Raw genomic sequence first — 18,688 nt, forward strand, 5'->3', positions numbered from 1 at the left:
CAGCTGGCTGAACGGGGAGAAGCAGGCGACCTCGGCCACGTTCATCGTCGGCTCCTCCCTGGCCGCCGCAGGCCCCCCCTTCTCAATCCCGGGGGCTGTAGTCCATGTTGCGACGCATGGGGGTGAACCCGGCCGTGCGCACCAGCCGCCGCAGTTCGTCCTCGGGCAGCCGGAAGCTGACCCCGGCGGCGGCCACCACATTTTCCTCGATCATGGTGGAGCCGAAGTCGTTGGCCCCCCAAAAAAGGGCCAGCTGGCCGATTTTGGGGCCCTGGGTGACCCAGGAGGCCTGGATGTTCGGGATGTTGTCCAAGAAAAGGCGGCTTAAGGCCAGGAAACGGAGGTATTCCCAGGAGGACAGCTCCGGCGCGGATAGATTGGTGTTGGCGGGCTGGAAGGTCCAGGGGATGAACGCCGTAAACCCTGAGGTTTCGTCCTGAAGCGCCCGGATTTTCTCCAGGTGCTCGATACGGTCTTCGATGGTCTCGCCCATGCCGAACATCATGGTGGCCGTGGTGCGCAGCCCCAGGCCGTGGGCCGTGGCCATGACCTCCAGCCATTCGCCTGCCGGACACTTGTTGGGCGAAACCTTGGAACGCACGGCGTCCACGAGGATCTCCGCGCCGCCGCCGGGGATGGAATCGAGCCCGGCCGCCTTGAGTTCGCCGATGATCCAGGCTATGGATTTCTTTTCTTTTTTGGCCCAATAGACGATCTCTGGGGGCGAGAAGCCATGGATGGCCACCTGGGGAAAGGACGACTTCAGGAAGGCCAAAAGGCCGGTGTAAAACGACAGGTCCAGGTCCGGATGCATGCCGCCCTGGAGGAGAATCTGGTAGCCGCCAAGCTCCACGGTCTCGCGGACCTTGGCCGCCAGTTCCTCCCGGGAAAGCACGTAGCCGCCGGGCTGGCCCGGGGCCGTAAAAAAGGCGCAGAACCGGCACCCGCAAGCGCAGATATTGGTGTAGTTGATGTTGCGGTCCACGATGTAGGTGACCACAGGGTCCGGGTGCAGGCGTCGGCGCATGTCGTCGGCCATGCGGCCCAGGGCGAAGACGTCGGCCTCCTCCCACAGGCGGGCGGCGGCCCGCGCGTCCAGGCGGCCGGGCGCGGCCTGGGGCGTGGATTGGAGCGCAGAGTGTGGCATGGAAGCGTCCTTTTGCCGCGCAAAAGGCGCGGCGGCGTTTCCCGGCGGATACACCTTTTTTTCCGGAACGAAAACCCAAGGCGAACCCATGCTTCAAGATGACAGCGCCCTGCGCGCCCTTTTGCGTCAATGCCGTTGCGTGGCCGTGGTCGGGGCCAAGGACCGGCCCGGTTCCCCGGTGGACGGCGTGGGCCGGTATCTGCTCCGGGCCGGGCTGACGGTCTATCCCGTGCATCCCGTGCGGAAAACCGTCTGGGGGCTTATCGCCTATCCGTCCCTGGCCGACGTTCCCGGCGCAATCGACATCGTGGACCTGTTCCGGGCCCCGGAGCACTGCCCGGCCCATGCCCGGGAGGTCGCGGCCCTGGCGGTTTCGCCCAAAATTTTCTGGATGCAGTCGGGGATCGCCAGCCCCGAGGCCCGGGCCATCCTGGCCGGACGGCCGATCACCGTGGTTGAGGATCGTTGCCTCATGGTTGAACACCAAAGACTTCTGGCGTAAGGCAACCACATGTCTGAAAAATCGGCCTTCACCTGCCGCCTGTGCGGCCATTGCTGCCAGGGCGAGGGGGGGATCGTGCTGGCCGAGGCCGACATTGTCCGGCTTTGCGCCCACCTTGGTCTCTCCCGCGAGGTCTTTTTGGCCCAGGCTGTACAACAGGTGTGCGGCAAGTACCGCATAAAAAGCCGTTCCGACGGCTATTGCCTGTATTTTCGGGAAGGGGCGGGATGCGGCGTGCATCCGGCCAGGCCCGACATCTGCCGGGCCTGGCCCTTTTTCCGGGGCAACCTGATCGACGCCATCAGTTGGGAGATGGCCCAGGACTTCTGTCCCGGCATCGCCCCGGACGTGCCCCATGCGGAGTTCGCCCGCCAAGGCCTGGCCTATTTGCGGGAACAGGGCATCTGCCGCTCTTCGGGGCCGTGCGATCCCGACGCCCCGGGTCCGGAGACTGAGAACAGCGGCAAACACCGCGAGGCCGACACCCCCGAGGCCCTGGTAATGAACGATTCGGACACCGACGCGCACCCCGACCCGGCCACGCAACCCACGGGAACCGCCCCCCATGCGGCTTGACGAAGGCTACCGCATCCTGGGCATAAGCCCCCGGGCGGATATCGAGGAGATCAAGTCCGCCTACCGCAGGCAGGCCTTTGCCCTGCATCCGGACTTAAACCCCGACGACCCTTCCGCCAAACGCAAGTTCCAAAAGCTCAACGAGGCCTATCTCCTGGTCAAACACGCCCACCAGGAGCGTCCCGAGGATTCCCCCCCGCCGCCAGGCGGCGACGGCCCCCAGGCCAGGGGGCAACGCTTCGACCCCGGCCCCGAGTCGCGTCCGGGCGGGGCCACGGGCCCAAGCCCCGGCTTCCAAAATCACCGGGGCCAGGAGGCCTACCGCCGGGCGGCCGGAAGCGCCGGCGCCCAGACCGGATTCTATTTCCGGCGTGAGGAGGTGCTGCAAGACCTGCTCAAGGATCCCTTCGCCCGCCAGGTGTTCCAGGACATCTACCGCCAGGTGCGCAGCGCCGGGCGGGGCGTGACCCCGCTGGGGAAAAAAGAGCTGACCTTCAAGTGGGGAGAGCGGGCCTTTTCCCTGGACCTGACCAAGGGGCTGTGGGGCAACATCAAATCCTGGTTCTTTTCGCAACTCGACGACGAGCAGACCGTAACCGTACCCGGGGCCAGCCTCATGCCCGGCGCCCGCATCCGGGTGGGCATCCGCCACGGCGTCTTCACCCCCAAGCCCACCACCGTGGAGGTGACCCTGCCCGGGGACTACCTCCCGGGGCGTCCCCTGCGGCTTCGCGGCATGGGCCGCCGCTTCGGCCCCTGGAAAGGGGATTTGTACCTGCGCATCGTCTCGAAATAGGAAAGGATACCCCATGAAGCGCACCCTTGTCGCCGCCGTCGCCCTGACGGCCGCCATGCTGTCGGCCTCGCCGACTTTTGCCGCATCCAACGCCTCACCGCCCCCGGCAAAAGGGAAACCGGAACCCATGGGCATTCGGGTGGGCGGCCCCTGCACCTACGCCGACCACCCCGGCACAGCCACCATTCTGGCCGTGACTCCGGCCGCGCCGGACAAGGATGTCCCCACCCCGCCCTATCCGGGCCTGACCGTGACCTACGCCTTTGCGCCCGTAGGCCCCCTGCCGCCCCAAGGCAGCCATCTGGCGGGAAAGGTCCAGACCATGACCCTGGTCAACGGTTGGCCTCCCGGCCCCCGGTTCCTGGAGAAGTACGGCATCCGGCCCGGGGCCGCCCTGCCCTGCGTGTTGCGGGTCATCCAAAGCGGAACCTGCACGCCGCTTTTGTTCGAGTTCCCGGGCATCGACTTGGCGGACTATTTCGAGATCGAAAAATAGGGCGCGGCCCAACCGCCCTGGCGCAAAGACGCGGGGCGTCCGGAAGTCATTTCCGGACGCCCCGCGTCTTTTCATGAAGATAGGCGGCAGCCTAGAACATGTCCTTCTCGGTCTCCTGGATGGTCCGGTCGATGACCTCCTTGAGTTCCGCAGGCAGGCCCATGATGTCCACATTGAGGAATCCCCGCACGATGGTGGAGGTGGCCTCCTCCTCGTCCATGCCCCGGGCCATGAGGTATTCGATCTCCTCCTGGGCGATCTTGCCCACGGCGGCCTCGTGGGACAGCTCCACGCCGTCGCGGGCGCCCAAAAGCTCGGGAATGGCGTGGATGATCCCGCCGCCCAGGATCAGCCCCTTGCACTCCAGGTGGCCCCTGGCCGGGACGCTGTGCCCGCCGATGTAGCCCCGGGCGATGATGGTTCCGCCGGAGGCGATGGTCCGGGAGATGATCTCGCCCCGGGTGTCGGGGGCGTTTAAGAGAATCTTGCTGCCCGAATCCACCTTGGAGCCCGTCGGGGCCACGATGACCGAATTGAAGCGGGCCACGGCCCCGCGTCCGGCCAGGGTGATGGCGGGGTAGCTTTGCAGGTCGTGGACCGGTTTTAACAGCACGTAGTTATTAAGAAAAACGCCACCTTCCTCCACGATGCCGCCGGTACGCGGCCTCACCACCGTGGTTTCGGCCCAGTTGTGGATCATGGTGAAGGTCAGCTTGGCGTTTTTTTTCACGAAAAATTCGGAGATGCCCAGGTGCGCCGCGCCCTTGGAGCCGTGGGCCACGGAACAGCCGGTGATGATGTGCAGTTCCGAGTCTTCCTCCACGATGACCACGTTGTGGACGTTTTGGCCCACCATGTCGCCTTTGAGAAACAGACACGACTGGACCGGATCGACGATCTTGGCCCCTTTCTCGGTGCGGATGAAATAGCCGCCGTGCAGGTTCTCGGCCGCGGCCCGGGTGTATTCGTCCTTGTCCTTGTCCACCTGGGTCCAGAAGTAGCCCGGCAGGCCGTCGTACTTGGCCAGGGCCTCCTTGATGTCCAGGATCTCCACCCCGGGCTGGGTGGCCCGGCAGTGCACCTTGCCGTGGTCGATCTGCAGGTAGGTGCCGCTGCGGCCCTTGCCGCTCACGTCCACGCCGGACATGAGCATCTCGGTCTTGTCGGCGGCGTCCAGGGAGGTCAGATCGGGAATCTCCCCCCGGTTCATGCCGCTAAAGGTGAAGGCGTCGAGATTTAGGTCTTTCATGATCGGACTCCGCGTCTTATTTCAGGCAGCGCACGCATTCCTGGTAGCCGTACTTGCTGATGTGGTCCAGGATATCCCGGGGATTGGCCTCGCAGCACAGATGGCCGTCGTAGAGCACCTGGCCCCGGTCGGCGTTGATGTATTCCAGGATGTAGCCGGTATGGGTGATGATCAGCCCCGAGGTGCGGCGGCGGGCCTTGAGCTCCTTGAGCTCCTTCATGCTCTTGTCCGGCTGGGGGGCGGCCGCGCCGGTCAAAAGCTCGCGCACGGTGGTGCCGATGAGCTTCATGTTCTCCAGGTCCACGCCCGATTCCGGCTCATCGAAAAGCAGCAGATGGGGCTGCTGGGCCATGAGCTGCAACAGTTCCGAACGCTTGATCTCGCCGCCGGAGAACCCGGAATTGATGTCCCGGTCCAGGAAGGTCTCCATGTTCACCCGCCGGGCCAGCTCCTCCACCGGAACCTCGCGGCCCTGGCCGCACATGGACACCAGGTGGCGGGTTTTCAAGCCGTGGATGGTGGGCGGCCGCTGGAAGGACATGCCGATGCCCAGCTTGGCCCGGTCATAAATGGCGGCGTGGGTGATGTCCGTATCGCGGAACAGGATGCGTCCCTTGGTGATCTCGTAGTTGCCAAAGCCCATGAGCGTCATGAGCAGGGTGGTTTTTCCGGACCCGTTGGGGCCGAACAAGATGAAGGTCTCGTTGTCGGCGATTTCCAGGTTGATGCCCTTGAGCACCTCGCGTTCGCCGATCTTCACGTGCAGGTCTTCGATGATGAGCATGTGCGTCCTCGCTGGCTCTCCATGTCCCGCCGGGACGATATCGTCCGTGCGGCGTGCAAACTGAAATGTTTACGGAACTTCGCAGTCAAAGTCCATACGCCCGGCCCTCGGGGGAAAGGGGTTCGGGCCGCAGCAGGCCACTCCCCTGACCGAACGTCCGCCGCGCCTGAAAAAATCAGAGTCATTTCCTGGGAAATGGAAAACAAGCCCGTCAACCCGACTGAAAGGCGTCACGGCCGGGACGGATCTTCACGCCCGGGCCTGGTAATTTCCCACTCGGTCCAGGAGATTGTCGCAGTCGTAGGGCTTGTCCAGAAAGTCGCGGATGTCGTAGCGTTGAAAAAGCTCCCGGTGCTGGCTGATGCCGTAGCCGGTCATGACGATGATGGGGATGTCGGCAAACTCCCGGCCGCAGGTGCGAACCCGGCGGATGAATTCCCGCCCGTCCATGCCGGGCATGCGCATATCCAGGACCACCACATCGAAGTCGCGGATGAGCAAAAGGGCCAAGGCCTCTTCGCCGTCGGCGGCGGAGAGCACCTCATGGCCGCTGTCCTCCAAAACCTGCCGGGCCAGCTTACGGTGGTTGGGATCATCCTCCACCACGAGAATGCGTAGATTCCGGGTGCAGCATTGTTCGGAACTCGCCACATAGGTCAACATGTCATCATCCTTAAAAAGGTTCTCGAGGGTCTGGCCTCCTGATGAAAGATCCGCGTATTCAGGCCTCTCCCGAGAAATTATCTAACAGCATGAATCATGCCGTCCAACGTGTCATCCAGTCTCCGCCTTCGCAGCCGTCGCGTGCAGGCCCGCCAAGAGGAGGCAACGAAATTGCATTATGGTGTGACGGGGACAAGAAGGGAGGCCGCCGACGCGATTTCCTGAAAAATTGGAGCGTATTTACTGGAAAAGAACAAACCGTTCGCGTTCCTTCCTCTTCCTCACGGCAGACCTTGGCCACTATGAGCCTCACCATCTTCGACCGAAATCGGGCCCGGCGACGCGACGCGCCCCGGGAATTCGCATACACGAATCCCAAAAAAAACACGATAAAATACTCCGGCTTTTATGAAATGAACGTATCGGATTCCATAACGAACGCCTCCCGCGACGAACATCGCCCGGGGTTCGTGTCAGCGCCGCCTACGGGCGCCCGTGGCCACGGCATACACCCCGGGGATGATGCGGGACAGGATCGCTCCAATAGTGCCCAGCAGCAGCATGGTCGCGATGCCGGACCCAAAAAAATAGACGATTTGGGACAGGCTGTCGCGCGGTTGATAGACGGACAGGATATTTGTCTGAAGCCAGGAGAGGGTCGGTTCATGCGTCAGATAAATGAAAAAACTATAGGTGGCTCCGATATGCAAGAGCTTGCTGTTTTTCATAAAGGAATACCGGGAAAGACACCAGAAAAAGACAACGCCAAAAAGCATGTTGCATTTAAAAAACAGCATATAGATATCATGCTTCATGCCAAGTTCCGCATGAAAAATGAGGATCGCCGTTGAGACCAGAAATCCTGGAAAAACATATTTGTCCAGAGGGCCGGAATCACGAAGGTTGACATCGTACCGGGACACAAGTCCCCCAACGTAGAACGCAAACATGTTCCCAAAAAGCGAATATGAGGTTTCCTGGGCCAGGAGAGCCCACAAGGCAAAAAAGGTGATCACGCCGATCAGGGGGGCTTCCTTGTAAAACACCAGCAGGACAGGACTTAGGATAAACACGATCAGCAGATCCCGAAGGAACCAGAGGGGATAGTTGACCGGAACCGTGCCGACCCCCAACAGCTTGGTGATAATCCCCTCTTGCAAAAGAAAGGTCTTGGAGCCGAACATCTCGATGCTGCCCACGAAGTAGAGCCACAAAATCCAGATCAGATTGAAAAGGATGTAGGGAACCAGAATGGAAAAGAGCTTTTTACGGCACATGGAGACATAGGCGTCAAAGGAAAGATCGAATTTTCGCAAAAACAGATAGCCGGAGATGCCGAAAAACAGCGGTATGGCGGCATGGGTGACGTTGTTGTTGAAGATGTCCAGGACAACGCGCATGCCTGGGCCCTGATCGGGCACCAGGGCGACGAGGACACGGTAGCCGTGGCCGATGACGACCAGGGCGATAAGGATCAAGCGCAGCACGTCGATGCGTTTGGAAACGTCCCCGTCAATGGGGCCTTGGGCCGGTCCAAGGGCCCAGGTAGTCTGTCTGGCCGTGTTCAAACGGTGTTCTCCTTTGGAGGAATGGGGATCAGGGCTGGGGGAAGGACGGACCATGGGGCCGGGAGCCGATGTGCGCGGCGGGCCCAGGTCGCCATCATTCATGATAGACGAGTTTTTTCTTCAGGGCCGGGGAGGTGACGGCATATCCTTCATGACGCAGGATATCCCGAAAACTGTCCACGATCTTGTCCATGGCGTACTGTTTATCCGCGATCTTCGGGGAATTGACGATTTCCCGAATGACCAGATCGATCATATAGACGCAATGTTCGACCTCTTGGAGATCCTTGGCGGCCATAGCTCTCTCGAAACGGGGAGGACGACGTCCCACCGGTTGAGGTTTCATGCTCCACATCCCGTGTCGGCCGGGGCGTCACGCGGCTTACAGGTCCGTTTGCATCTGGAAGCCGTCGCGCAGTCCCTGGCGGTAGGACATGTCCACATAGCTTCGCCGGACGCGATGCGACAGTTCGATCAACTCTTGCAACAAGAGCGCCGACGCCTCCCGGTTTTCTTCGGAGGCAAGTTCCAGCAGATGCTCGACCTTGCGCTGCATGTCCGCCATGTGGGCCAGGACCTCTTCATCGGAAAGCTGTGCATTGAAAAGATCTTCCACCCGGGCGTTGATCATGTCCGGCAAAATGGCCTTCATGGAATCCATACGCACCTCCATTTGGCGCAGTTTCCCTCCGGCGGACACTCCCCGGGGGATGGCCGGAGCATAATCTGAACCCGAAACACGCCGCCTCCGACCGTGGCGGCTCGCCATCCCCCGGCAGGCGGATCATGTGGCGTCCATTCCGGGCGGTAGCGCGAATTGGCGCGGGAACAACGCGATCCGCGTCATACGGTTCAGGCGCTTTCGGCGCTTTCGGCACGACGCCCCAGGCCGTGCCCGGAGGGGAGAGACATGCCGTGTCCTCGACATCGGCGTCTCTGAATAGTAAAAGCAACAACATGAAACACTTATTTTTTTGCAAATAATACCGGCGTATTCCTTACGGGACGCCTCACTCGCGTGGCGTTCCACAAATACGCATATATTGCAGCGGGCTGGAAGCTCTGGGTTTCTGCGGTCTTCTGGCCGCCATGACTTCACTCTCATGCGTACTTATTTGCGGAACGTGGCGCTAGGGATTCCCCTTGGCGGCGGGGCGGAGTTGGCTGACCACCAGACGGTCGACATCCCCGGCACGGCCGACGACCTCGCCGACCACCGTGCAGGCCTCTCCCTTTTTTCCCAAGGCGAACAGCTCTTCCATCACCTTTTTGCTCGTGGTGTCGTCGCACGCCACAAACATCCGATCTCCCGGCGTCGACCGCAACTCGGCGCAAAAGGCCCGACTGCCTTGATCCAGGAAAACGGTTATCGGGATGGCCGTCGTCTCGACCCTTTCCCCGGCAAGAGCAACGCTACCGTGCATAACGCCCACGACAGCCAGAACAACCGCACAAAAAACTCGAATCACGGCGATACCTCTTGATCCCTGCTCTCTCCAAACCAATACGCACGATCAAACCCGCACGGTCCCGCCGCGCGTCACGCATCCCGGTCATCCCCTCCCGGCCAGCGGTCCAAAATGGCCAGAATGATCGGAAACGGCAGCATGTACAAAAGGACATCCTGCGACAAAAGCCAGATCACCATGGTTTTCAGGATCGACGGCCGCATGCCGATGACGACCATGACCATGGAATCGGGGACAGCCTCGCCCACGGTCCAGTCCAGCCAGATCCCTTCGGAATACATGACATATATCCTGTATCCCAAAAGGCCGTAAATGACCAGGATGGAAACCCACAGGCACATGTCGCCCAGGATGCCGCGTGATGTTTTCATTTTCATGACGGGTAAAACGGCCCACGCCCTCCAAACGAATGTGCCGGACATTGGCGGGGCTGCCTCTTTGGCGTCACCCTATCTTACAAGAGGTTGCGCCCGTTCACAACCAATAGCCAATATATTGAAAAGAATAGTTTCTTCTCACGGAAGGCCGCCGCTTTTTTCAGCCCCGCAACCGGCACGCCCGGGATGGTCAAACCCACGGCGGTCCCACGTATCCGTGTTTTCCGTGCCAGCAGTGTTCCATTGCCCAGGCCTTGGGAGAATGGTACGGTTTGCCAGCGACCGTCTGCGGATGCCGTTCGGCCGTTTTGGCCAATGCGTCTGGGGAACGCCCAGCACGTTCGAACCAATGACCAAAGCCTGACGGACGAAGACACGTCCATGATTTTATCCCTGCATCGTCGCGACGCTTGGCGTCACCACCCGGCGCGTATCCGGGCCGTGGCGGCGACACTTCTTTTCTGCGGGCTTGTCTACGCCATCCTCGCCGCCGCCCCCCCTGCCCTGGCCGGACCGCCGTCCACCGTGACCGCCGTGCCTTTGCGCGACCTGGACACGCTCATCGCCCAGACGGATCGCGGCGTGCTGGTGGCCATGGCCTCCTGGTGCGGCCCATGCAAAGCGGAATTGCCCCATTTGGTGAAACTCCACAAACACTACCACGGCCAGGGGCTGGCGCTGTACGGGGTGAGCGTGGATTTTGCCGGAGCCCAGGCCATGCAGCCCATGGTGAACAGGTTCGGCGTGGAGTTTCCGGTCTACTGGGTCGGCGAGGCCGGGGTCGAGCACTACGGCTTCAACCCCATCCCCATGCTGGTCTTCATTCAAAACGGGCAGGTGGTGTATCGTCTGCAAGGGGCGCACAGCGAAGAGGAACTGCGGACCCTCTTCGACCATTTCCTGGCCCCCCGGGCGCCGTGAACGGACCACGGGATGGCCGATCTCATGGCCCCTGACGGCGAAAAACCAGCTTTCCCACCCCCGGCAGATCCGTGGTCAACACCTCTCCCCTGGCCACGGCCCGAATCACGCCCCCGGCCTTGGTGTGCAACAAGACCTCCCCGTCGCGCACGTCCCACTTGAAGGCGATGCTCTCCCCATCCGCCGTCCAGGAGCCCTGGCCTCCCTCGCGCAATTCCAAGACAATGGTTTTGTCGCGGCCGCTCTCCCCATAAGACGCCTCATAGTTCCCGGACACGGGCGATGACCGGCCGCAGGCGACCGTCATCAGGATCAGGAGCAGGATCCATGGCAGGCAAAAGGATCGCATCACAATTCCTTGATTTTCATCATGAACTGTTCTTCGAGGTGAAAGAGCCGGTCATGCGTGAAGATGTACGCGGTCATGGCCAGCCAGCCCAGATCACGGACCAGGGTCTTCCAGGAAATGGGATCCTCGATGGTGTGAAAGCAGCCGCATCCGATAGGCACGCCCTGAACAAGCACCCAGGCGATGGCCAGGGTGAAAAGGACCAGCAGTCCGCCCAGGATGGCCGTGGCGGCCCGGGGACGAATCCCGGCCAGAAGCAGGGTTCCGGTGATGAGCTCGATCCAGGGCAGCACCACGGCCGTGATGTTGACCAAAAAAGAGGGCACGAGTTGGTAGGAGGCGATGGTCTCGGCAAACTCGGCGGGATAATTAATCTTGTAGATGCTGGCATAGATGAACAGGCCGCCGATGTAGAGCCGGAAGGCCAGGGCCAGCCAGGCATGCAGGCGGCACAGGTTTTGTCTGTCAAATGCGCTCATGGCGTGACCGGAAATCCGCGTTTTTCCCAGGCCTCGAGGCCGCCGGACAACAGTTTCACGTCGCCGTGCCCCCGTTCGATCAACAGCGCGGCCACGTCATCGTCATAGCGGCGGCTGATGTTGCCCCCATACACCACCACCTCCCTGGCGGGGTCCATGTCGGCCATTTCCATGCCGTACACGAAGTCGAACAGGGACAGGGGAAGGTTCACCGCCCCCGGGATGTGTTTTAGCTCGAAAAACTCCCGGGGCCTGGCGTCCACGATGATCGCCCCGCCCTGATCGAGTCTCGCCCGGGCCAGGGAGGGATCCACGGCCTGGATGGCGGGTCGGCCCCAACCGGGCGGCATCAGGCTGACGCCGCTTGGATTGGCGGAATTGAACAGGATGCCGATGGCCAGGGAGACGCACAGGATGAGCACGAAGTCCGTAAGCGATACCCGGCCCACCCGGTCCATCTCGCAGCGCACAAGCTCCGTGATCCGCTGCTTGGCCGCCTTGAGAACGTCCACCTCCTGCCGGGAGCGCGTCAGGCAGTCCAGGGTTTCCTGAAGTTCCCGGTTTTGGGAGGCCAGGTTGTCGATCAGGCGGTTTTTCTCCTCGTGGAGCCCGGCATTGCGCAAAAAAATCGTAAACGCCCCGGTGGCCGTCAGCAAAAAATCGCATTCCAGGGGATCGAAAGCCGTGGCCGCCAGGCGTTCTCCCAGCCCCAGAAACCCGAACCGGACCCCGTCCACCACGAACCAGACCCCGGGCATGTCCGGCGGCAGACCGGCGTCGGCCAACACCGCTCCCTCCTCGACCAGACCCCGGCGCAGGCCGACGCTTCCGGCCCCCTGGGGGCCGGAAAAAAGCATCCTGGTCACCAATCGGCTGAGGCGCGCCCCATCGGCCTCGGCCAGGGACGACTCCGCCATCCCCCGGCAGACCAGCCGTTTCTGATCGCCGGGTTGGGAAAAAAGCGCCAGATATCCCCGGGCCGCACTCACCGCGCCCATGGACAGGAGCAGAAAACGCTGCATGAGTTCGCCGGAATCCAGCAGGCCGCTCAATTCATTGACCGTGTCGTTGACGGACTTCAGATGGTAGATGCGGCGGTCAAGCTCGGTTCCCAGACGGCGCGAGGCGGCCAGGGAGTCCTGCAACTCCCGGTTTCCGGTTTGCAGTTCCTCGTTGAGACGATGTATCTCCTCGATAAAACAGGTCCGCCCGAAAAAATGCTGGAAGGTTGCGGTCAGGGAGATGAGAAAATCGCGGTCATCGCCGGTATAGGCGTCCTTGAGCTTCGCCCCCAGCCCCACAAAGCCGCATTCATCGTCCACGACCCATTTGACCAGTATCGCCGTGCCGACAGGAAAAAGCGTCAGATCGGACCGTTTTCCGGCAAAAAGGATGTGCGGGCGCGACGGGGGGACGGGCTGCCCCGGTTTGACGGCCGAACAGTAGGTTTGCATGATCCGTCCGGGATCGCCCCGCAGGCCTTCCGTCTCGGCCTCGGGAAAGCCCCGGACGGAAAGGACGCGCCTGACCCCGGCGGCGCTTATGACCAAAACGAATCCCTGCACCGCGCCAAGCGCCCCCATGGCCGTCAAAAGAAACGAATCCGCGATGTCCCCCGGGCAGGACTGGCGGCTCAATTCAAAGGAGGCCTCATTGAGGGTCTGGAGCTGAAACAGGCGGCGGGCGATGGTTCCTGAGGGATCGGCGTCCGCGTCCCGGCAAAAAAGGGGTTGTGCCGCGCCCTCCGCTTCCCTGCTCATCGACACTGTTTCTCGATCTCGCGGTACATGGGGCCCGTGTCCGCAATCACGCCCAGGTGGGCGAAAACCACCTTGCCCTCCCGGGTCACGACCATGGTGAAGGGGGTTTTGGGTTCGCCAAGAATCTTATGGGCGACAAAATCGGGATCATTGACCACGACAAAGGGATAGGCCCCTTTTTTGCGCAGATAGTCCACTTCCTTGTCCGTGGCCCCGGCGGCCATGGCCAGCATCTTCACCCGCCCGGCCAGATTCCCGTCCTTGGCCAGCCGGGCATGCAGCCTGCTGAAAATCGGGGCCTGCTTGTGGCATTCCACGCAGTACACGCCGATGACCTCGAAGATGACGCACTGGGCATCCACATCGGCCACGCCAAAGGTCGCCGCGTCCCCCAGCCCCAGGGCGGCCCGATCCTCGGCCGCCCCCGGCGACGGCAGGGAAAACGTCGGCAACGTATCTCCCGCTCCGGGCAATTCGGCCCCGGCCACGCCTGCCCACAAGACGGTCAACGCGCCCCACAGCACCGCCACGGCCCAGGGGCGCCGCACCCCGATCTTAAAGCGCCCGGTCATTGCGCTCCCTCTGTCGTCGAGCCGCTACCCTTGCCTTGCAGCATGACCACGGCCGCCTCCTCGGTCTCGAAGATGTCCACGAACTTGGTGATGCCCACGATCTCGAAAACCTTGGTGAAATTCTCCGAGGGTCCGGAGATGGCCACGGGCTGCCCGAGTTTGTCGCTTTCCAGGAGAAGCTGGGTCAGCACCGCGATCCCAGCCCCGTTTATGGAGGCGCTTTGTTCGAAATGCAAAAGCAGCGGGCGTGTCCCCTGGGGCCCGGAGGCCTCCTTGTAGGCTTTGACCAGGTACGGTTCGGAACGCGAGGTGAGGTTGCCCCGGATGTCGATGGCGACCACGTCGCCCACCTCGCGTACGGCAATCTCCTGATCTTTGTCGCGCAGGGAGGCCAGCCGCTCCTCGGCCCGGCGCAAGGCCGATTCCAGGGCCTCCTGGCGAATGGGCTTGTCGATGAAATCCGTGGCGTTGAGGTTTAAGGCCTTAAGCGCCAGATCGATGTCGCCATGGCCGGTGATGACGATGACCTCGGTGTCCGGGCTCTCCTCCTTGATCTGTTTGAGCACCGCCAGCCCGCCCATGCCCGGCATCTTGATGTCCGTCAGCACGATGGAGGGATGGTGTTCGCGAAAGATTTCCAGCCCCCGCTCCCCTGTCTCGGCCGTCAGCGGCTCGAAGCCGTAGGCCTCAAGATAGAGCGAAAACATGGACAGGGTCGGCTTTTCGTCGTCAATGACCAAAATCCGTCGCATCTGTGCATCCTCTTTTTCAGTTGTCCGTCAGGGGAAACGTCAGTTTGAAGGTGGTGCCTTCCCCGGGTTCGCTGCCCACCTCAATATCGCCCCCGTAATCCTTGACGATGCCGTAGGAGATGGACAGTCCGAGCCCCATGCCGTGCCCCATGGTTTTTGTCGTGAAAAACGGCTCGAAAATCTTCTGGAGATCCTGTGGCGTAATGCCGCAGCCGGTATCGGAGACGGTCACGGCCACCCGGTCGTTCTCAAGCCAGGAGCGAATGGATATCTCCCGGGGCCCGCCCCCGTTTTCAGCGGTGTCCCGACGCATGTTCACGGCGTCGCGGGCGTTGGTCACCAGATTGAAAAACACCTGCTCGAGCCGGTTGGAATGGGCGTGAATCTGGGGGAGAGAATCGCACAAATCCAGGGTCACGTCGATGTTTTGCAGGGCCAGCTGTTGGCCGATGATGGTGAACACGCCCCGGATGGGGATGTTGATGTCCACCTTTTCCGTTTTGAGGTCCGACTTGCGGCCGAACTCCCGCAGATGGTTGATGATGGCTGCGGCCCGGTCCACCTGGACGCTGATCTCCCCCACCACCCGGCCCAGGTGTTCCTTGGGGATGTCCCGTTTCTGGCCCACCATGAGGCTTAGAAAATCGCTGCCCATCTTGATGGCGTTTAAGGGCTGGTTGAGTTCATGGGCGATGCCCGCGCTCATTTCGCCCAGGGTCTTCATCTTGCTGGCCTGGATGAGCTGGGCGTCCTTTTCCACCATGTCCGTGATGTCCGTGGTGGAGAAAATCACCGCCTCCTTGCCCCGGTAATGGGTGCGGCAGGCGTGCAGGTTGACGAAAAACGGGACGCCGCCCTTTTTGATGTGCCGCACCTTGGGGAAAAGGATGCATTCCCCGGCCTGGGGCATGTTCAGGAAACGGCAGACGCCGGTCATGCCGTCGGGCGGCTCCAGGTCGGCGATGGGACGGCCCAGGAGCTCGGGCTTGGTATAGCCGTAAACCTCTTCGGCCCGGGGGTTGGCGTCCAGGATGCGCTTTTTGTTCAAATCCACCACGAAGACCGGATCGGGGTTGCTGTCGAAAAGAGAACGGTATTTTTCCTCGGATTCCCGCAGCCTGCGGCGGTAGAGCTTGATGGACCAGATCATGTTGTTGAAGGAGTCGGCCAACTGGTCCACCTCGTCGCCCTTGCGCTTTTTATAGAACACGCACTCCTTACAGGTGCGCACGTTCTCCGCCGTGGCCTCGGATTCGGCCATCAGGTTCTGGTCGAAATGCCAGCACGGCAGGTCGGTGTTGTTGTAGGCCGGACAATCCCGGGGTTCGCGGCCCTGAGCGTCGAGCAGGGCCATGGGGAAATCCAGGTTGCCCCGGCTGATCTCGTCGGAGATGCGCGTCAGGCGGGTGACGGGCTGGGTGATGTAGTTGGACAGGCGCAGGGCGATGAGAAAAATGATGACCACGATGGCCGAAATGAACCCCAGGAAGGTGAAGCGCAGCTTGCCCACCAGGTTGTCGATGTGGTTCTTGTTCAGGCCCACATGCACCGAGCCCAGGGTGTAGATGCCCTCCTTGATGGGCACGGCGATGTCGTAGGCCTGCTCCCCGTCCACCTGAATGAGCGTCACGGCCTGGTCCTTGTCCGGCGGCAGGATGTTGACGGACAGGAGATCCCGGGGAAAGGGCTTGATGAAGGTGTTGGCCAGGACGTTGCCGTCCATGTCCACGATGTAGATGTAGGAGATGAGGATCTTGCGTTCGCCGAGCTGGGCCGCGTCGAAGATCAGGCTGACCAGGTTGGGGGTGTCCTGGTCCAGCACATAGCCGCTGCCGCCCTCGGCGATGCTCTGGGCGATGGCCACGCCGCGCAACTCCAGCTCGCGGGTGAGGCTTGAGACCAATATCCATCTGGCCAGCATGGCGATGGTCACGCTGATCAGGAGCACCACGCCAAGGGTGCTCAGAAAGATCTTGATCTTAAGGCTGACGTGCCGGAACGGCTTCATTTTCACCACGCGGCGTCCCTTCGACGGATTCAGGCTGCGCTTCCCTGACCTCGGGTCGATGGATTCGTATTTTGGTCCAATCGGTGATGAGCGCGAATTTCCCGTTTTCGAGCTTGTTGAAATACACCCGCTCCAACCCCTGATGCTTTTCCGGACTGAACGAAATGGTGTTGGCGATGCCCACGGAATAGTCGCGGATGGATTCGATGGCGTCGATGAAATGGCTCCGGGTCAGGTCGCGGCCGGCCCGGCGCAGCCCCTCCACCAGCACCTTGGCGTTGATGTAGGCCTCCAGGCCCACGGTGTTGGGCATTTCCTTGGGATAGTATTTCTTGAGCATGTCCGAATATTCCACCACGCCCCATAAAAGCGTGCGCGTCTCGGGCAGATCCGGCGGCGGCACCACCTGGGACATGATCACCTCGCCCGTGTTTTCCGGCCCCAGAATGCGGGCGATCTCGTCCGCGCCTACGAACGACACGGCGTAGAAGACCGGATTGGCTCCCCGCTCCTCGGCCAGCTTGATGAACCGGGCGCAGGGACCGTAGGTGCCGATCATGACCACGGCCTCGGGGTTGGCCTCCAGGATGCGGTTTAAGCCCTCCTCCACCTCCATGGTGCCCCGGGCGTAGGTGCCCCGGGCCACGGGGGCCAGGCCGTAGTCCTTGAGCGCCAGCTCCGTGCCCTTGAGGCCGTCGAAGCCGTAGGTGTCGTACTGGTAGAAGACGGCGATGCGCTTGATGCCCAGGTCGTCCACGAGATGCTGCACGGCGGCCTTGGTTTCCTGGTAATAGGAGGCGCGGACGTTGATGATCTGGCGGTTGAAGGGCTCGCGAAGCGCGTTGGCGCCGGTGAAGATGCCCAGCAGGGGCACCTTGGCCTCATCGATGAGCGGGATGATTTTGAGCGTCGTGGGCGTGCCCACGTAGCAGAAAAGGGCGAAGACGTTATCCTCGACAATGAGCTTTTGGGTGTTGGTGACGCACTTGGCCGGGTCGTACTGGTCGTCTAAGGCCTTGACCTCGATGGTGCGGCCATGGACGCCGCCCGTGGCGTTGACGTAATTGATGTAGCTCATGGCCCCGTACAGGGTTTGCAGGCCCAGGTAGCTGGCGTGGCCGGAGAGCGGCAGGGAGGAGCCGACGAGGATGGTGTTGTCGGTGACCCCGGGGGTGATGAGACCCGAGGCGTCCCGGGCGGAGTCTTTTTCACAGGAGGTGAGGGAAAACGCCAGGAGGACAAGAACCCATACGATCGTACATCGTGGACTGAGGCTCACCTCGCGCTCCTTGCAGGCGGTTTGTGAACAGGCGGGGCGGTGTCGCGTTATTTTTCACAAAGGTAACATACGGGGGCGGGGCGTCAAGGTATTCCGACTCTCAACGCATCCAGCTTTGTTTGACATAAGCAGATGCAGTCTCCAATAAAAACGGCCGCCGGGAGCATCTCCCGGCGGCCGCAGGTAACAGGCCCGAGGGTGGCGAGCCAGATTACGACAGGATGCGCGCGAAGGGCTTGGCCAGCTTGGCCAGCATCGCCTGACGGGTCATGGTCCGGGGGGCGCCCGCATCGGCCGTGACGTGTTTATAGTAGTTGTCCCCGGGGAACAGGCACAAAAAGATCACCCGCACGTCCTTGGGATCGGCCAAAATGGCCTGGGGATACCTCTTTTTCACCTCGGCCAGCCGCTTTTCCGCCAAAGCCAGCATCTCGTCCCTATCCCCGAAGTTCATGGTCCCCGTGGGACAGGTCTGCACGCAGGCCGGCAGAAGCCCCGCCTGCACCCGGTCGATGCACATGTCGCACTTGAACATGACCTTGGTTTCGGGATTGACCCGGGGGATGTCGTAGGGACAGGCCGGACGCACGTTGTCGATGCTGATGTCCTTGGTCTTGTCCGTAAAGATCACCGCGCCCGTGGCCTCGTCCTGCAGGATGGCCCCTTCCACTTCGGAGTCGGCCACCATCTTGCACGGCGCATCCACACAGTGACGGCACTGGTCCGGAAAAAACAGCCAGTTGAACTTGCCGTCGATGGTCTTTTCCGTGAACCGCACCAGTTTCAGCGTCATCCAGGACAGATCCGGCGGGTTCTGGTGCGAGCCGGTGTTTTCCGTCTTTTCGGCGGGTTTGTTTTTCCACTGTTTGCAGGCCACCTGGCAGCCCCGGCAGGCCGTGCACTTGGACAGATCGACGAAGAAGCTTTTTCCGTTCATGGCT

22 protein-coding genes are annotated in these 18,688 nt (G+C 61.7%); 6 read left to right on the forward strand and 16 right to left on the reverse strand.

Annotated elements, in window-relative coordinates:
- Positions 1-82: 82 nt before the first annotated feature.
- Complete coding sequence (mqnC, locus tag V3572_RS14485) at positions 83-1,147, reverse strand: cyclic dehypoxanthinyl futalosine synthase (RefSeq protein WP_332111729.1); 1,065 nt, start codon at positions 1,145-1,147, stop codon at positions 83-85.
- Positions 1,148-1,235: 88 nt separating this feature from the next.
- On the opposite strand from mqnC, the gene V3572_RS14490 reads away from it, so the two are divergent.
- Genes V3572_RS14490 through V3572_RS14505 form a run of 4 tightly spaced genes read left to right on the forward strand, consistent with a single transcriptional unit; the run spans position 1,236 to position 3,517 of the window.
- Positions 1,236-1,649, forward strand: a complete 414-nt coding sequence (locus tag V3572_RS14490; protein ID WP_332111730.1) for a CoA-binding protein — start codon at positions 1,236-1,238, stop codon at positions 1,647-1,649.
- Between the two features lie 9 nt (positions 1,650-1,658).
- Positions 1,659-2,225: a YkgJ family cysteine cluster protein gene (locus V3572_RS14495; RefSeq protein WP_332111731.1), complete on the forward strand. Its 567-nt coding sequence runs from the start codon at positions 1,659-1,661 to the stop codon at positions 2,223-2,225.
- Complete coding sequence (locus tag V3572_RS14500) at positions 2,215-3,021, forward strand: DnaJ domain-containing protein (RefSeq protein ID WP_332111732.1); 807 nt, start codon at positions 2,215-2,217, stop codon at positions 3,019-3,021. Before V3572_RS14495 ends, V3572_RS14500 begins: the two co-directional genes overlap by 11 nt.
- 13 nt (positions 3,022-3,034) lie before the next feature.
- The gene (locus V3572_RS14505; RefSeq protein WP_332111733.1) at positions 3,035-3,517 is read left to right on the forward strand and encodes a hypothetical protein; all 483 of its coding nucleotides are present in this window, start codon (positions 3,035-3,037) and stop codon (positions 3,515-3,517) included.
- 91 nt (positions 3,518-3,608) lie between these two features.
- Here V3572_RS14505 and V3572_RS14510 read toward each other — a convergent pair whose 3' ends face one another.
- The 6 genes from V3572_RS14510 to V3572_RS14535 form a co-directional block, all read right to left on the reverse strand.
- Positions 3,609-4,766, reverse strand: coding sequence for a SufB/SufD family protein (locus V3572_RS14510; RefSeq protein ID WP_332111734.1), 1,158 nt, complete (start codon positions 4,764-4,766; stop codon positions 3,609-3,611).
- A gap of 16 nt (positions 4,767-4,782) precedes the next feature.
- The gene (locus V3572_RS14515; RefSeq protein ID WP_332111735.1) at positions 4,783-5,550 is read right to left on the reverse strand and encodes an ABC transporter ATP-binding protein; all 768 of its coding nucleotides are present in this window, start codon (positions 5,548-5,550) and stop codon (positions 4,783-4,785) included.
- A gap of 249 nt (positions 5,551-5,799) precedes the next feature.
- Positions 5,800-6,213, reverse strand: a complete 414-nt coding sequence (locus V3572_RS14520; RefSeq protein WP_332111736.1) for a response regulator — start codon at positions 6,211-6,213, stop codon at positions 5,800-5,802.
- 473 nt (positions 6,214-6,686) lie between these two features.
- Positions 6,687-7,781 carry an acyltransferase gene (locus V3572_RS14525; protein ID WP_332111737.1) on the reverse strand — a complete coding sequence of 365 codons (1,095 nt, stop codon included), beginning with the start codon at positions 7,779-7,781 and terminating at the stop codon, positions 6,687-6,689.
- A gap of 94 nt (positions 7,782-7,875) precedes the next feature.
- The gene (locus V3572_RS14530) at positions 7,876-8,127 is read right to left on the reverse strand and encodes a hypothetical protein (protein WP_332111738.1); all 252 of its coding nucleotides are present in this window, start codon (positions 8,125-8,127) and stop codon (positions 7,876-7,878) included.
- 36 nt (positions 8,128-8,163) lie between these two features.
- Positions 8,164-8,442 carry a hypothetical protein gene (locus V3572_RS14535; RefSeq protein ID WP_332111739.1) on the reverse strand — a complete coding sequence of 93 codons (279 nt, stop codon included), beginning with the start codon at positions 8,440-8,442 and terminating at the stop codon, positions 8,164-8,166.
- A 442-nt stretch (positions 8,443-8,884) separates the two neighbouring features.
- Here V3572_RS14535 and V3572_RS14540 point away from each other — a divergent pair, with 442 nt between their 5' ends.
- Complete coding sequence (locus tag V3572_RS14540) at positions 8,885-9,265, forward strand: hypothetical protein (RefSeq protein ID WP_332111740.1); 381 nt, start codon at positions 8,885-8,887, stop codon at positions 9,263-9,265.
- Between the two features lie 56 nt (positions 9,266-9,321).
- Here the strand turns inward: V3572_RS14540 and V3572_RS14545 are convergent, their stop codons facing one another.
- Positions 9,322-9,621, reverse strand: coding sequence for a hypothetical protein (locus V3572_RS14545; RefSeq protein WP_332111741.1), 300 nt, complete (start codon positions 9,619-9,621; stop codon positions 9,322-9,324).
- 387 nt (positions 9,622-10,008) lie between these two features.
- Between V3572_RS14545 and V3572_RS14550 the strand changes: the two genes are divergently transcribed.
- The gene (locus V3572_RS14550; RefSeq protein ID WP_332111742.1) at positions 10,009-10,548 is read left to right on the forward strand and encodes a TlpA family protein disulfide reductase; all 540 of its coding nucleotides are present in this window, start codon (positions 10,009-10,011) and stop codon (positions 10,546-10,548) included.
- Positions 10,549-10,570: 22 nt separating this feature from the next.
- Here the strand turns inward: V3572_RS14550 and V3572_RS14555 are convergent, their stop codons facing one another.
- The 8 genes from V3572_RS14555 to V3572_RS14590 form a co-directional block, all read right to left on the reverse strand.
- Complete coding sequence (locus tag V3572_RS14555) at positions 10,571-10,897, reverse strand: hypothetical protein (RefSeq protein WP_332111743.1); 327 nt, start codon at positions 10,895-10,897, stop codon at positions 10,571-10,573.
- Entirely contained in the window at positions 10,897-11,376 is a 480-nt protein-coding gene (locus V3572_RS14560) for a MauE/DoxX family redox-associated membrane protein (protein ID WP_332111744.1), read from the reverse strand. The genes V3572_RS14555 and V3572_RS14560 overlap by 1 nt, the downstream gene beginning before the upstream one ends.
- Positions 11,373-13,136 (reverse strand): rhodanese-like domain-containing protein, encoded by a 1,764-nt coding sequence (locus V3572_RS14565; protein WP_332111745.1) that lies wholly within the window; start codon positions 13,134-13,136, stop codon positions 11,373-11,375. The genes V3572_RS14560 and V3572_RS14565 overlap by 4 nt, the downstream gene beginning before the upstream one ends.
- Positions 13,133-13,708, reverse strand: coding sequence for a TlpA family protein disulfide reductase (locus V3572_RS14570; RefSeq protein ID WP_332111746.1), 576 nt, complete (start codon positions 13,706-13,708; stop codon positions 13,133-13,135). Before V3572_RS14570 ends, V3572_RS14565 begins: the two co-directional genes overlap by 4 nt.
- Positions 13,705-14,460: a response regulator gene (locus V3572_RS14575; protein WP_332111747.1), complete on the reverse strand. Its 756-nt coding sequence runs from the start codon at positions 14,458-14,460 to the stop codon at positions 13,705-13,707. The genes V3572_RS14570 and V3572_RS14575 overlap by 4 nt, the downstream gene beginning before the upstream one ends.
- A 16-nt stretch (positions 14,461-14,476) precedes the next feature.
- On the reverse strand, positions 14,477-16,468 hold the full coding sequence (locus tag V3572_RS14580) for an ATP-binding protein (RefSeq protein WP_332111773.1): 1,992 nt from the start codon (positions 16,466-16,468) through the stop codon (positions 14,477-14,479).
- Positions 16,440-17,747 carry an ABC transporter substrate-binding protein gene (locus V3572_RS14585; RefSeq protein ID WP_332111748.1) on the reverse strand — a complete coding sequence of 436 codons (1,308 nt, stop codon included), beginning with the start codon at positions 17,745-17,747 and terminating at the stop codon, positions 16,440-16,442. Before V3572_RS14585 ends, V3572_RS14580 begins: the two co-directional genes overlap by 29 nt.
- A gap of 211 nt (positions 17,748-17,958) precedes the next feature.
- Positions 17,959-18,684 (reverse strand): 4Fe-4S dicluster domain-containing protein, encoded by a 726-nt coding sequence (locus V3572_RS14590; RefSeq protein WP_332111749.1) that lies wholly within the window; start codon positions 18,682-18,684, stop codon positions 17,959-17,961.
- Positions 18,685-18,688: the final 4 nt, after the last annotated feature.

It is taken from the genome of Desulfolutivibrio sp., assembly GCF_036584575.1.
Classification (GTDB): domain Bacteria; phylum Desulfobacterota; class Desulfovibrionia; order Desulfovibrionales; family Desulfovibrionaceae; genus Desulfolutivibrio.